This is a genomic window from Croceitalea sp. MTPC5, from assembly GCF_036985505.1.
In the GTDB taxonomy this organism is placed as follows: Bacteria; Bacteroidota; Bacteroidia; order Flavobacteriales; family Flavobacteriaceae; genus Croceitalea.
On the sequence record NZ_BTGQ01000001.1, the window covers coordinates 16,584 to 30,497 of the forward strand.

10 protein-coding genes are annotated in these 13,914 nt (G+C 38.0%); 5 read left to right on the forward strand and 5 right to left on the reverse strand.

The window, feature by feature from the left end; genetic code table 11:
• Nucleotides 1–35: 35 nt before the first annotated feature.
• Nucleotides 36–323, reverse strand: a complete 288-nt coding sequence (locus AACM45_RS00055; RefSeq protein ID WP_339139998.1) for a hypothetical protein — start codon at nt 321–323, stop codon at nt 36–38.
• A 202-nt stretch (nt 324–525) separates the two neighbouring features.
• On the opposite strand from AACM45_RS00055, the gene AACM45_RS00060 reads away from it, so the two are divergent.
• Nucleotides 526–1,155, forward strand: coding sequence for an N-acetylmuramoyl-L-alanine amidase family protein (locus AACM45_RS00060; RefSeq protein WP_339139999.1), 630 nt, complete (start codon nt 526–528; stop codon nt 1,153–1,155).
• Between the two features lie 152 nt (nt 1,156–1,307).
• Nucleotides 1,308–1,745 (forward strand): hypothetical protein, encoded by a 438-nt coding sequence (locus AACM45_RS00065; protein WP_339140001.1) that lies wholly within the window; start codon nt 1,308–1,310, stop codon nt 1,743–1,745.
• A gap of 11 nt (nt 1,746–1,756) precedes the next feature.
• Here the strand turns inward: AACM45_RS00065 and AACM45_RS00070 are convergent, their stop codons facing one another.
• From AACM45_RS00070 to AACM45_RS00085, 4 genes are all read right to left on the reverse strand, one after another.
• The gene (locus AACM45_RS00070; protein WP_339140002.1) at nt 1,757–2,269 is read right to left on the reverse strand and encodes an ORF6N domain-containing protein; all 513 of its coding nucleotides are present in this window, start codon (nt 2,267–2,269) and stop codon (nt 1,757–1,759) included.
• 2 nt (nt 2,270–2,271) lie between these two features.
• Nucleotides 2,272–3,390, reverse strand: coding sequence for a hypothetical protein (locus AACM45_RS00075; protein ID WP_339140003.1), 1,119 nt, complete (start codon nt 3,388–3,390; stop codon nt 2,272–2,274).
• Nucleotides 3,371–3,673: a helix-turn-helix domain-containing protein gene (locus tag AACM45_RS00080; protein ID WP_339140004.1), complete on the reverse strand. Its 303-nt coding sequence runs from the start codon at nt 3,671–3,673 to the stop codon at nt 3,371–3,373. The genes AACM45_RS00075 and AACM45_RS00080 overlap by 20 nt, the downstream gene beginning before the upstream one ends.
• A gap of 165 nt (nt 3,674–3,838) precedes the next feature.
• Complete coding sequence (locus tag AACM45_RS00085; RefSeq protein WP_339140005.1) at nt 3,839–4,666, reverse strand: RteC domain-containing protein; 828 nt, start codon at nt 4,664–4,666, stop codon at nt 3,839–3,841.
• 711 nt (nt 4,667–5,377) lie between these two features.
• On the opposite strand from AACM45_RS00085, the gene AACM45_RS00090 reads away from it, so the two are divergent.
• From AACM45_RS00090 to AACM45_RS00100, 3 genes are read left to right on the forward strand one after another with little or no spacing between them, the layout of a single operon-like run.
• Nucleotides 5,378–7,885, forward strand: a complete 2,508-nt coding sequence (locus AACM45_RS00090) for a hypothetical protein (RefSeq protein ID WP_339140007.1) — start codon at nt 5,378–5,380, stop codon at nt 7,883–7,885.
• A 9-nt stretch (nt 7,886–7,894) separates the two neighbouring features.
• Nucleotides 7,895–13,141, forward strand: a complete 5,247-nt coding sequence (locus AACM45_RS00095; RefSeq protein ID WP_339140008.1) for a fibronectin type III domain-containing protein — start codon at nt 7,895–7,897, stop codon at nt 13,139–13,141.
• A 4-nt stretch (nt 13,142–13,145) separates the two neighbouring features.
• Nucleotides 13,146–13,874 (forward strand): NADAR family protein, encoded by a 729-nt coding sequence (locus AACM45_RS00100; protein ID WP_339140009.1) that lies wholly within the window; start codon nt 13,146–13,148, stop codon nt 13,872–13,874.
• Nucleotides 13,875–13,914: the final 40 nt, after the last annotated feature.

The window sequence follows — 13,914 nt, forward strand, 5'->3', positions numbered from 1 at the left end:
TGGATAAGCTTTAATAATAAAAACCTCTATGAGGTTTAGACTACGATTCCAATGAGATAGGTAAAGATGCCAACAACGGCACCTGCAATAAGTACAAATACAAGCACTCTGGTAATACCCTTTTTAAGGTCTGCATTCTCACCGAAAAAATGCCCTGCATTAAATAAGAATCCGATTAGGAAAATAACTCCTAGAAGCAAAGGAAAAATTGATCGAATCGTATCGGAAACATCATTTACGGAATCTTCAATACCTCCGATTTGTGCAAATGTGGGAAGGCTCATTAGGAACATTGCCCATGTTGAATAAACTGCTTTTTTCATAACGCTTACGTTTTAATGGTTCCCTAATGTGCCTAGAGCAACCTGTTTGAAATAATTTTTTGAGAAATCTATAAGGGAATAGGGGAAAAGGCAGAAAAACTGAAAATATTAACGAGGTTCAGCGTTAAATTTTCAAGGATAATTACGGATTAGTTGAAATCTTTAAAAATTGTGTAATGAGAAATGTAAAAACACAATGAAGATGATACGGTTAAAAATGTGTGTACTAATTCTTTTTTTGATGCCTTTACAAATGTTAGTAGCACAAGAAAAAAAGGTAATCATTATTGATGCTGGACACGGAGGAACGGACTCTGGTGCTATAGGTAACAATCATATAAAAGAAAAGGATATAACGCTGAGCATTGCAAAAGCAATGCTCGTGTTTAATACTAAAGTACTGAATTGTAAATATGATATGTATATGACTAGATATACCGACACACTTATCTCATTAAGTCATAGAACCAAACTCGCAAGAGTATTAAAACCGGACCTTTTTATATCCATTCATTGCAACCACGCTCCGAACAAAAGGGCTACAGGTATAGAAGTGTTTTTGCACCGCTATACGCCAATGAAAAATCCAAATCAAAAGGAGTCCAATAGAATAGCCATTTCTATACTAGATGAGCTGACCCAAAAATTGGGATATCGTAGCAGGGGCGTAAAAACTGCCAATTTTCAGGTTTTACGGGAAACCGTTCAAACTTGCCCTACAATCTTAGTAGAACTAGGCTTTTTATCAAATATTGATGAAGCGGATTACTTAAAAAAGAAAGAGAATATTAACGCATTGGCATTAGCTGTTTTGATGCCTATAAAACTATGAGAATTATGAAAGAGTTATATGTTAGTCTATACAAAGTGCTTAAAGAAATAATAGTAATCATAGGAAAGGAGTTATGGATATTTATAAAACAATAGATTTCCTAAAATTGCATATCAATAGCTATAGAAATTAATAACTTAAAATAAAAGAAGATGAAATTTAGAATTGAATCAAGGCCTAGTCCATTAAGACAATTGGACAATTTTAAACAATTAAAGCCCGTTTTAAAGCCCATTAAAGCAGATGAGAGTGGCAAGTTTTTGGACCTTCTATTGGAACATTGTATGATACTCAATCGAGCTATTGGCAAAGATTTTAGCTTATCTGACCATTCCCATATAGATATTAGCTGTGATGTGTATTTTAATATTCCCTTGGTTTCGTCTGCTTCAGTCGGCAATGGTTCTAATGCTTGGTTACAAGAGTATGATAAAAGCGGAGGTGGGGCAATGTTGAACGACAAAAAGGAGCTTGGACAGTATTTACAAGGCTTGGAAAGTATACCTAGTGTTATACAACCTGTCAAGCTTGAGCTATCACAGAAAATTGGTGATGCCAAAAGTAAGTTTGTTTATGAGGTGATGGGTTAATTGGTTTTTTCTTATTTGTAGCCAATAGGTTTTCTATTGCGTAGCTCAATTTGTTTTTTCTCTTTTTTGATTAGATAATTAATTGCCTCAAAAACATCATTAAATTGCCTATTATACTTGGTTTCCAACTCTTGGAGCTTTTGAGTCAGTTCTGTATGTGACAAGGCGTATTTTCGCAGAAAAACAAACGCACGTACAATTTGTATATTGACTTCAATTGCTTTTGGGCTGCGCAATACACTAGCCAACATTGCTATGCCTTGTTCGGTAAAAGCAAAAGGATTGTATTTACTATATTTCCCTCTGCCCGAATTGTCTAAGGTCACAATTTGTGACCTTAGAGTATTGTATTCATCTTTGGTCAGTTCAAACATAAAATCGTTAGGGAATCGATCCACATTTCGCCTAACTGCCTGTTTTAATTTTTTGGTTTCCGTTCCGTATAATTCTGCAAGGTCAAAATCTAGAAGTACTTTTTGCCCTCTTATTTCGTAAATCCTGTTTTGTATTGTCCGTAGCTCCATTCTTATCCAATTTTAAGTTGCGACCATACTAAGGGATGTTCACTTGCCATATGCGTTTCGTTCTTAATGCTTTTGAGCATTTCCCATTGTGGACGTTTTTTAAACCAAATCCCTTTTCGAATCAATCCACTATTTTTCACGACTTTGTATAATTTGGATGAAAGCATCAAATAATCACGTTGCCTTATGTTCACGCCCATTTTGTAGGCTCCTAAACGGAAATATTTGGAGTCCTTTCCCTTATCCAAATCCACCTCAAACGTGTGGTGTTTTGAAACATCTTTTAAATCAGTCCCTTCTATTATGGACGAGAGCGACTTACTATATGAAGGTGCATTTAAGGTGCCCATAACGGCAACTAAATCATTGGATTCATCCAGTGTTTGATACACCTCTGCCATCCTTTTGGATTGGACTTCGATCTTGGCATTGGATTTTGCAGGGTTCTCCGTATCATCTAAAAAACAAGTTGATAAGACGGTAATGGTTGTCCCATTTGGTGTACTGATCTTATATTCCTGTAAATCCATATCAAAAATGGGATTGCCATTTTTATCAAAGTCATTGACGTGTGATTTCATTGACTTTACGTTGTAACCCTTTTTGATCAGTACGCCGATGCCCCTACCATACACATCGTTGGTCTCCAAATACAGTATATGGGTATAGGTATTCGACAAGAAATAGGTATTAAATTCCAATAAGGAAGCCCTATCCTCAACTTCCAGTAAAATGAGTACATCCGCTGATGCTTCTTTGATGATTTTGGCCTTATTCTCAATAGCCGTATCATTAATTGGATTGGAGTTTAATTTTACCCAACCGTTCCAATCCGTTAAATGTGTTGCCTTATAGGTATTTGCCGCCACGCTCTTCTTCAAAAACAATTGTCCCGTTTTGTACATCATTGTGAGATATGGACTGTGTTGTGAATCTTCAAAACCCAAGAGTTGCGATAGTGCACGCATGCGATTGAATTCTTCGTTTGTTCGCAGACCACCTTTTAACATCAAGTCTTCAAACTCCTCAACCCACAGCTCAAGGTTATTTTCTCGGTACTTTTTTATCAAGACCCTGTCTCGAAAAAAAATGTTCTGAATATTATATGTAGCGATTATCATTTCGGTTTTTTAAAAAGAAATTCTTGTTGTTTTTTAAGATTTCATCAATTTCTTCTTCGTCATAATAAATGATACCTCCCAATTTGGAAAAAGGTATGGTTTCATTGATTCGAAAGTTCTGTAATGTACCTGGGCTAATGCCCAATTTCTTCATTACGATATTGGACTTTATCCATTTATCAATGGTTATCCTATCATAATTGCTCAAGAGTTCCTTAATTTCTGATATGAGTTCTTCCTTGAACTCCTTTAAATCATCGGAGGTAATAATGTTTGCTGGCATAACCGCTCTTTTTAAGGAGTTGGGCCCAAAATATTATTTAAACCCAATTCATATTGTTTGACATTCTTTCTACAAACTTGAATAGTTTTTTAGAAAAAAAATCACCAGTTTCACCCAAGTAGGGTGAAATTTTAACATTAATGCAGCACTGAAATAAGGGAATAATTACTGATCCCCTTTATCCAAATTCGAAAGAAGGCCAACAGTCAAATCGTCCAAGAATTTGGTACGGCTTTTTTTCCTGATACGTATCTCACTATAATTTTGATATGGATCTCCACTCTTGAAATGGAAGGCAAGTTCCAAGGTTTTGATGATTTCACTAATACTGACCTTACCATTGTTTATGGCTCGACTACTCTTTAGGGCATAGGCAAGTTCCGTCATATCCGTTTTACTAGCGGTCCAATTCAATTGGTTCGAAGGGATTGTTTTATGGCCATTTAGCCTACCTATATTCTTTAATCTATAATCTAGGTATGAAATCAACCTGCGATTGGCGTATAATTTGGCCAATAACAAATCATGCGAGGTACTGAACTCAGGATCTCTAAAGTAATACCTAGCATGGGTGATATTGAACTCGTCAAAAAACTCCTTGGTGAAATAGTGGGTGTCTAAATAGGTCTTCTCTTGATCGATATATTGTATGAAATCGAGATTACGGGAGAAAAACTCATTTAACTTTTTTAGCTTTCTATTGATATACTTTTTCTTGGAGGAATCACTTCCTTTAGGACAATGTATTTCAAGGGATTTGAGTTCAAAAAAATATACCAGATTGCTTAGAGGAACCTGTTTGACATACTTAAAAAAATGAATCTCTTCCTCAGGAGAATGGTATTTGATTTTCGATATATGTCTTTTGAACTTAATCAATAAGTTTCGGCATAAAACAATAGATAAATCACTTTTTTTGACGATATCTTTAGTAATCGATTCGATTCTTGCCAATTCTTCAGAAAGTTCTTGGGATAGTAGTTGTAATTCCATAAGCTGACCTTTGAGCGTTAGTAACCATTGTAGGTCAAAGCATTATTGAATTGGGGCTATGCTTAATTAAAGGTCAGACCATATTAAAAATTAAGTGCAATTATTGTGCCTTAATTCTTGTTAATTATAAAAGCTATAACAATTGTTCGAGATACAAAAGTGGTATTGGGTGTGAAGGCCTTTTCAATGAGTCATTATACCATTTTCACTAGAGAATTTGGGTTGTCTTAGATGAATACTTTTCGTATATTTATTGGGATTAACACAAGTTAACTCAAATAAAAAGGGAACAAATCGGGAACAGAAAAATTAAAAAATTGGAAAAGCCCCGATTTTAAAGGGATATAGCGAGAAGGTTGGCATTCTGTCATCCCGACCAGATAATAAACCTCTGTTATTCAGGGGTTTATTTTTTTTGAAGGGTTTGTAAATCCTCTTTTCCTCATCCAAAAAAATAGCCCTAAAGGTCCAAAATAGACCAAATTGGACCAACTTAATACACGAAAGTTCGCAAATAGTTCGCAAAGATGCCCACTAGGGCATAACCATCCTCGACAAAGGTTTGATTTCAAAGTGCGTATTCCTTTAAAGCGATAGTCTGTCATTCCCTAAAAATAGACTGCTTAAGATTATCCTTATTTTTTATTTTTAATAGTAAATATATTACAACATAATTGTCGAATTTCACAACAAAAATTAAGCCGTGAATCTTTGATTGGTTACTATAGCTTCTCAAAACTAGCGAAACTGAATACTGACTGCAACAGGTTTTCTACTATAGTGCTCATTGCGTTCTTGTTTTTGAGTGGTGTTGCATTGTGCCAAAGTGTCAATTTTGAAAATGTAGGAAAGGAAAAATTGCTTCGCTATAACGGCGGTATTTCCGCGAATGGTGTTTTTTATGATGGTACGGCCAATAGACAGTCCTTTACCTATTTTCTCAATGGTAATCTCAATTTTAATATTGCAGGATTATACAACATCCCATTGTCATTTACATATTCCAATCAGGATTTTAATTTTGCCAATCCCTTTAAATTCAATCGATTGAGCCTTAATCCTTCTTATAAATGGATTGCTGCCCATATCGGTGATGTCAATATGACTTTTTCACCTTATACCCTTGCAGGGCATCAATTTACCGGTGCAGGGGTTGACCTTACCCCAGAAGGCCCTTTTCAGATAAGCGCCATGTACGGACGATTGCTTAGGGCAACGGAATTCAATACCGAAATGCCTGAGGCTATGGCTGCTTATAGACGGATAGGTTACGGGTTGAAAACGTCATATGCGTTCGAAAAATTTAGATTGGGGCTTATTCTTTTCAAAGCTACGGATGATGAGGGATCCCTTGAAAACCCTATTCCAATTGCTGCCAATATTACCCCTAATGACAATGCCGTGGTATCTCTTGAAACCGAATTTACCCTATTCGATAAGGCAAGGTTTCGTGTGGAGTATGCCATTTCGGGCATAACCGAAGATACCGGGCTGAATGACCCTAGATCAGAAAATGGCTTACTCAATTTTTTATTGGACGAAAATATAACGACCAATTATTTCAATGCTTTTAATGCCTCGTTGAGCTATCCTGCTGGCAATGGGGTATTGGGCGTGGCCTATGAGCGCATAGATCCCGATTACAGAACTTTAGGGGCTTATTTTTTCAATAATGATTTTGAGAATATTACCGTCAATGCAAGCCAAAACATTTTTGATAATAAATTAAATGTTTCCGTAAATGCCGGTTTACAGCAAGACAACCTTGATGATACAAAATCATCCGAATTACAAAGGGTAGTTAGTTCGATAAATCTGAATTACACGGCTTCAGAACGTTTGGGTATCAATGGGTCTTATTCGAATTTCCAATCCTTTACAAACATCCAAGATCAATTCGATTTTATAAATCAAGTTGGGGCATTTGATAATGTGGACACCTTGAATTATCGGCAAATATCACAAAATGCCAATCTGGGGATCAATTACATCACCAAACGATCTGAAACAAAACAACAGACGGCCAACCTTAATATCATCTATCAGAACTCCAATAACCAGCAACAAGGCGAGACCATCGAAGGTGGTCTAAGTAATTTTTATAATGGTATTGCCTCTTATACCTGGAACTACCCAAAAGAGGCATTGAATATCTCACTGGCAGGGAATGCTTCTCTGAATGAAACCGGAATGGAAGATTCGAACCTTATTCTAGGACCTACATTATCCATTGGGAAACAGTTTTTTGATAAGACTTTACGAACGAACTTCTCAAGCTCGTACAATACCTCATTCAATAATGCAGAGCAGCAAAGCAGTGTGTATAATTTTAGATTGGGGGCGAGTTACACCCTGTTTGAACAACATAACCTAAACCTCAATGTACTCTCCCTTTTCAGAAATGCACAGACTGGTAGTAATAGGGATTTTACTATGACCTTTGGATACAGCTATAGTTTTGATAATTTCAAGCTCAGGCTTAAGGGAAGGGAAAAAACCCTTGGGCAGAACAAGAATATTTTGGCATTTAGACACAGGGGGGTTACGTATAGGGGAACAATAACGGATATTAATACACAATTGACCAATGTATATAGCAGCCCAAAATTCAGAAATATACCTTCATTCAAAAAAGATGAACTAAAAATAGACCTCGCCACGGTCAAACACCAAAAACGTAAGACTGTTTACGAAGAGCGGGCCATAACATTTTTAGACAATCTTTATAGCTATGGTGATTTCTTAAAGCTTTATGATGAGATCCTTTACGAGGTCGTAGAAAAAATCAGGGGTGATATGAGTGGGATCGATATCGTTCTAGAAGGGCTATTCGTAAGTAAGAAAACCGAGCTTGACGAACATCCATTTCATAATAAACCGTTGGAAGAATATACCGAACAGGATAAGGAAACACAAAACGGCTATGAGAAATTGAAAGAAGACGTAGAACAACGGCTACGGAAATTAGTCGGACATCGGTGGATGCAAAAACAATTTGAAAACTATGTAGAATTAGCTGATATTCAGAATGCTAAGGGCTATTTATCCGATTTTAAAAGAAATACATCGATGGAATTGTACCAGACGTATGAAAAAAACAAGGATATCGATGAATTAAAACTACTTTTAGAAATACAGTTCATCGATTATCATTACAAATTGTCCACCGATTTAGTGGATCCTGATACCTTTGAACTTAGGTACATAAACAAGAACTAATTCAACCCAATGAAAAGACCCTCACTCTTGTTCATAATTCTTGTGCTGTTTTTTATACAGATAGCTACCGTTTTCGGACAGTCTTTTCCTGTTCAAATTGTACCACAGGCCATTCCCCCAACTCCCGTATATTTTTCAAGTTATGCGAACGAGACTGCTATTAATGGTCCGCTTCGCGTTCAAATCACCTTAAATGATTTGACCATACAAAATAGGGGGATTCGTTTACGTGCCTCTTTCGAAGGAAACGGTATTTCTTTTCAAAGCAATGAAATTGTCAATGGTGCGGCACCCTTATTCTTAGAGGGGGGGCTACCCTTGGTTTTGAACAATATCGATCTTGCGCCTTATTTTCGATTTGAGAACATTACCGGTATTTCCCCAAATGTTTATGGACAACCTATACCTGAGGGTACCTATCAATTTTGTTTTGAGGTCTTTGATGTTTTGACGGGCAACCGTCTAAGTAACAGGTCTTGCGTAAATACGGTTGTTTTTCAGAACGACCCCCCTATATTGGTTAGCCCCCAGAACAGAACGATCGTTGAGCAGGTCAATCCCCAGAATATTGTCTTTCAATGGACTCCAAGGCATATCAACGTATCCAATGTGGAATATGAATTGAGTATTGTCGAGATATGGGATAATCAGGTGGACCATCAGGCCGCTTTTCTAAGCAGTCCACCATTTTTTACCATGGTTACCACGGCCACGACTTATGTTTATGGGCCCTCAGATCCATTACTGTTACCTGATAAAAACTACGCATGGCGCGTTCAGGTCAGGGCAGTGCAGGGTGCCGAAGAAATTGGGGTCTTTAATAACCAAGGCTTCAGTGAGATTTATGTGTTCGGTAGCACTACACGCTGCGAATTACCTTCCACGGTAACCGATGAAGTCAAGGGAGCTACCAATGCCAATATTTTATGGACGGACTTTTCGCAAGACCCTGCGGAATATAGTATACGATACCGTCAAAAAGATAGCGGTGGGGAATGGTTTTATTCCAAGACCACGGCAGAAATGATTACGTTATGGGATTTAAAACCGGGTACGGAATATGAATACCAGTTATCTAAAAAATGTGTGCTCTCAGAAAGTGAATATTCAAGAATACAAACGTTCAGAACCAACCTTTTTGACGATGATGACAGTGCCTATGAATGCGGTATAGCCCCAAATATCGATGTTAGTAACCAAGTACCTTTGGAAAGCTTGGAAGTGGATGAAAAATTTACCGCTGGGGATTTCCCTGTCACCGTACTAGAGGTTAATGGGGGTAACGGCTATTTCAATGGTAAAGGCTACGTCACGATTCCATATCTAAAGAGCATCAAGGTCGCGGTCGAGTTTACCAATATCTTCATCAACCAAAATAAAGAACTGGCCCAAGGCAATGTAGTTACTGTGTACGATCCCAACTTAGGGGGCATTATAGATCCATGGGATTTTGTGGATGACGTTGGGGACATTTTTAACGGAGGGGACCATACCCCTTTAGACCCCGTTGATTTTGATATTGATACGGTTGAGATTCGAGATGGGGAAATTGTCGTTTCAGGAACCGATGAAAATGGGAATCCAGTTGAGGAGACCTTTCCTTATGATGAAGGGGACACCTACACCATCACCGGGAATAATACGGTTTATAGTATTGATGAGAACGGTAACGTAAACGAACTGGGCCCGACCGCCGAAGGCGGTTCGGCCAATTCTGCCAATACGGTTGGTGTGCAAGAGGGGGGTGATGGCACGGTGAACAGCCCATCGGTAATAAGCATTGACGACTCTAAGGTCACTTTTTCCTATAGTAAGGATTCTGCTTCCGACTATGGATGGGATATAGTGGACAATTCTTATGAAGAGAACAATTACCCCGGTGTTTCCTTAGAGAACGGTGGTACCTTTTACCCGGTGCACAAAGCCGTAAAAAATGGGACCTCGGATAGTTTTTATGTGGATGTCAATTTCAAGGATGCAACCCTATCTTTAGAGCAGCTTGTTTTTAAGACCATTGGCGGGCTCGCTTTGGAAACCGAAACGGTCTCCGGCAATAGCAACAGGGTTAAGGTCACCGTAAAGGGAAATGGAGGGTATCGCAATGAGGAAGCGATTATCACCCTAAAAGATGGTGAGGACAAACAAGTGGTGGTATCCAGTTTCTTTATCCATCATCTTCGCCCGTTGGCTCAAGCTAACATCACCTTGGTGCCGGTAAATGGAGCTGCTATCCAGGGAATAAAAGCCCAGGTGGCCCAAAAATTCAATGAAGGAGGAGGCCAATTGAACGTTATCGATGGTAGTACTTACACAGGTAATACCTCAGAACTGCGCTATACGGAGAGTGGTTTGCTTACGAGACATCCCCAAAGTTTTATTGATTTCTACCAAGACTTTAAGGCGAATTCGGGCCAATATAATAACAACTCGTATTATGTTTTTGTGTTCGATGATGATGTACAACCTGGCAATATTGCGGGCTTTATGCCCAGAAATTCCCAGTTTGGTTTTGTTTTTCCGATAAACCTGAATACCACTAAACAAGAAAGCAAGCGTACTGTGGCCGATTTGGTTGCCCATGAGGTAGGTCATGGCGTTTTCGCGTTAAGTCATCCTTTTGAACAGGGTAGTTCTGGGCTGGGGACCAATTGGTTGATGGATTATGGCGATGGCAATGAACTCGCCATACGCGATTGGGAGGCTATGGGCTTTGATGGACTTCGAATCAATGTGTTTGATGATGATGGGGAAGGGGCTTTGACCAATAGTAGTTTAAAAATTTGGCAAGTATTGAATCATATTCAATCGGCATATTCCAATGAAAGAACTCCTTTGGCTTGGAAAAATTTGGTAAATAAAAAATGCACACATGAGAGACACTTTTATCCTATTGACTGTAGGTTAACAAAAAGCTATTCCCTGACTTCAGACTCGGGAGTTGATCTCAAATTTAGATTAATCAAACAACCCCGCAGCGGGATTGAAAATTTTCAAATTGAACCTGGTTCAGAAAGCCTTTCAATTAAAGAAAGTAGAACAGTTTCCAATCTCCTTGGTTTAGGGCCGGTTTATGATATTTATTATCATTTAAAACTCGAAGATTCCAGTGGAAATGAGTTTGTTTTCGAATTTGGCCATCATGACGATATTGAGACTTTCGCAAAGTATTTAGGTATAGGTGCCAACCATTTGAACGCCGAGGGTTTTACTGTTGAGGTGGAAGATTTGTCTGAACAAGATGTTAGAGAGCTTTACGAAATACCGGAAGGTCAATCTATAGGTGATTTTTTCAGGGAAAACCCTGGTCCTGCACCATCTAACACGATAGTGGTAATTGGCCAACGTCAGACGAATATTTCAAAACAAATTATCCGATGGCTAGATGCCAACCTACTGCCGACAACTATAGATGACGAGACGCATTGCAATGATATTGATGTCTATTTTGCTGAAGTTCCATCATTTCATGCACAAGAACTGTCAGATCAACAATTATGGGCCGCATTGGGAAGCCTATTAATATGTAACGTTGACGAGACTTTTACTAATGAAGAACGTGCTGTACTGACAATTATAGAATCCTTGGGAAAGAAAAGTGCAACTTCCTTATTGGATGGTCTGTTGGAAAAGAAAGCGAAAGGAAAGACACTTCTTCGTAGGTTGTTTGAAAAGCTGGATGATGTTGGAGAAGGTGAAAAGTTCACGGATATGGTGACCTTATTGACTAAATATTGGAAAAGGTCTACTCACTATAATATTAAGGAATACCATGCGTTGCCCTACGAATCCAATAAGTTCTTAGGTTTTTATTTTAGCAAGTACTCCATCTATTTTGATGAAGACTTTAGAAATGTAACAGTTCTTGAAAAAGAGGCTGGACAGGGTACAAACCCATATACAGGTAGACCTTATGTAGAAAGTTATGAAGAAGTGGGGACTTACTATTCTTATTCTACCATATTACTTTTGAATTACAGGACCATTGCATCCGCAATAGAAATAAAGGAAGCTATCATTCCCATGTTTCTATTAAAGGTGTTGTCTACGAAAAATGCTACAAAAAATTGGCAACAGTCAGGTATTCTTGCATTTGATATAGCGGTAACCTTTACTGGTATTGGAAATTTGGCCAAGTTAAGGCATTTAAGACATGTGACACGCTTGCAAGGTTTGAAAATTACACTGGGGGCCACGGAAGTAACCGCAGGAACTTTCAGTTTGATTTTAAAATATTCGGGCTGTGAAACCGATGTTTGTAAAAAATTGAACACCTTTTTGGTTTTTGTGGAACTTGCTTCTTTAAGCGGTGATATCGCGCTCTCCCAAGCCTTAAAAAGAAGTGCTGATGAAGCTTTGCAAGCTATAGAAAATGCACCAAATGCAATACCAGATAGCGATAAAAACGAGATTGTTACAAATCTGAGAAGATTTACTGACGGAGCCAATGACTTATCAAAATATCCATTTCTAGATAAATTGCCTAACGCAGCCAAAACAAAAGTATCTAATTGGCCTGACGAAACCCTTGCATTATTAAATGACGACTTAGCTGATTCCCAGCTTTTACAAGCTTTTTTGGATGGACCTGATTTCATTGACGCTTGGCAAGTACTTCAAAGCACTTCTTTTAGAACAGAAGTAAGATGGCTTGAGTCTTACAACACGCTGAAGAAAAATGACCTGCTAAAATATGTAGATGAATTAAGTGAAATAGAGGCTACGGCGATACATCGATATACAGTCAATAATTTTGAGCTTACCAGTGGTGCCTATCAAGGAACTCTCACGGAACAGCAACTGGAATGGATCAATCTGATAAATTCAGGTCTTGATAAAATGAGATTGACCAGAGTTTATCAAGGTAGCGTTTTCAGGGGTAGTAACCGACCGGAGTCAGAGATTATAGAACGTTACGTCAATGTTTACAACGAAGGCGTCGCAAGAGGTATAACCCCACGAATCAATGAACCTCCATTTCTTTCAACCTCTACGTCTGTTGACGTAGCGGAAGACTTTATCCAAAAATTCAAAGATCCGGATAGAGTCGAAGTACTGTTTGAAATAACCTCTAAAAGAGGGGTCGATATTGACGATATTTCAGATTATGGTAAAAACTTATGCGGCAAAAATTTAAAATGTGATAGGATTCAAGAAGAGGTCATGTTATCAAATAATCAGGATTATGAAATTTTGGACGTGGTGAAGACGACACAAAACGATGGTTCGATAAGATATATCATCAAACTCTCAGAATAGCATCATGAGTGAAACGGAAAAAAAAATAGTGGCGGCCCAAAGCTTTTTTGTAAATCGAAGGGATGTGGGTTATGAATCAAAAGAAGAGCTGATAGGTATTGCATTGAACGAGCAAATACCCTTGGAACGTTTAAGCTTTTTATCTTGGAAAGATAGGGAAATGGTTATATCCATTCGCCAAAGGGAAGAAAGGGAGTTTACCTTTTTCTGGGAAACAAAAAGTCCTTTTTCGCAATGGCATAAATCACGTTTCGTATCATCGGATGTATCCTTTCATCGAGGTATTAACGAAGATCAAAAGGCATATTTAAATAACAGCTTGCCTGCGGAATTGGAATTTAATTCCGCTGAACAGTTTATGATGTACCATAAAGCAATAATTTTTTTGGATATAGCCATTGCAAACAAAATTATGACGACTTCAAACCCTAGAAAGATGAAAGAACTTGGTAGGCAGATTAAAGATTACGATGATGATGTTTGGAGATATCATCGCAGTAATGTGGTATATGCTGCTAATTTTTTAAAGTTTGACCAAAATGAAAACCTCATGGGTGAATTAATCGAAACTATGGGCACTACACTGGTAGAAGCGGCACCGAATGATAAAATATGGGGAATAGGCATGGCCGCTGATAATTCCAAATCCCAAAAAAGGAAGACATGGGAAGGGAAGAACTTATTAGGGGAGATACTGACCCTTTTGCGAATGGAATTTGCTGGAATGTATTAATACGTGAAAAAGATTATTTTTTTGAAATGAATAGGAAATA

Excerpts from the sequence above, each read along its gene's own strand:
- AACM45_RS00085 (WP_339140005.1), bottom strand. The coding sequence starts at position 4,666 with ATGGAATTACAACTACTATCCCAAGAACTTTCTGAAGAATTGGCAAGA.
- AACM45_RS00095 (WP_339140008.1), top strand. The coding sequence starts at position 7,895 with ATGAAAAGACCCTCACTCTTGTTCATAATTCTTGTGCTGTTTTTTATA.
- AACM45_RS00060 (WP_339139999.1), top strand. The coding sequence starts at position 526 with ATGATACGGTTAAAAATGTGTGTACTAATTCTTTTTTTGATGCCTTTA.
- AACM45_RS00075 (WP_339140003.1), bottom strand. The coding sequence starts at position 3,390 with ATGATAATCGCTACATATAATATTCAGAACATTTTTTTTCGAGACAGG.
- AACM45_RS00100 (WP_339140009.1), top strand. The coding sequence starts at position 13,146 with ATGAGTGAAACGGAAAAAAAAATAGTGGCGGCCCAAAGCTTTTTTGTA.
- AACM45_RS00080 (WP_339140004.1), bottom strand. The coding sequence starts at position 3,673 with ATGCCAGCAAACATTATTACCTCCGATGATTTAAAGGAGTTCAAGGAA.
- AACM45_RS00065 (WP_339140001.1), top strand. The coding sequence starts at position 1,308 with ATGAAATTTAGAATTGAATCAAGGCCTAGTCCATTAAGACAATTGGAC.
- AACM45_RS00055 (WP_339139998.1), bottom strand. The coding sequence starts at position 323 with ATGAAAAAAGCAGTTTATTCAACATGGGCAATGTTCCTAATGAGCCTT.
- AACM45_RS00070 (WP_339140002.1), bottom strand. The coding sequence starts at position 2,269 with ATGGAGCTACGGACAATACAAAACAGGATTTACGAAATAAGAGGGCAA.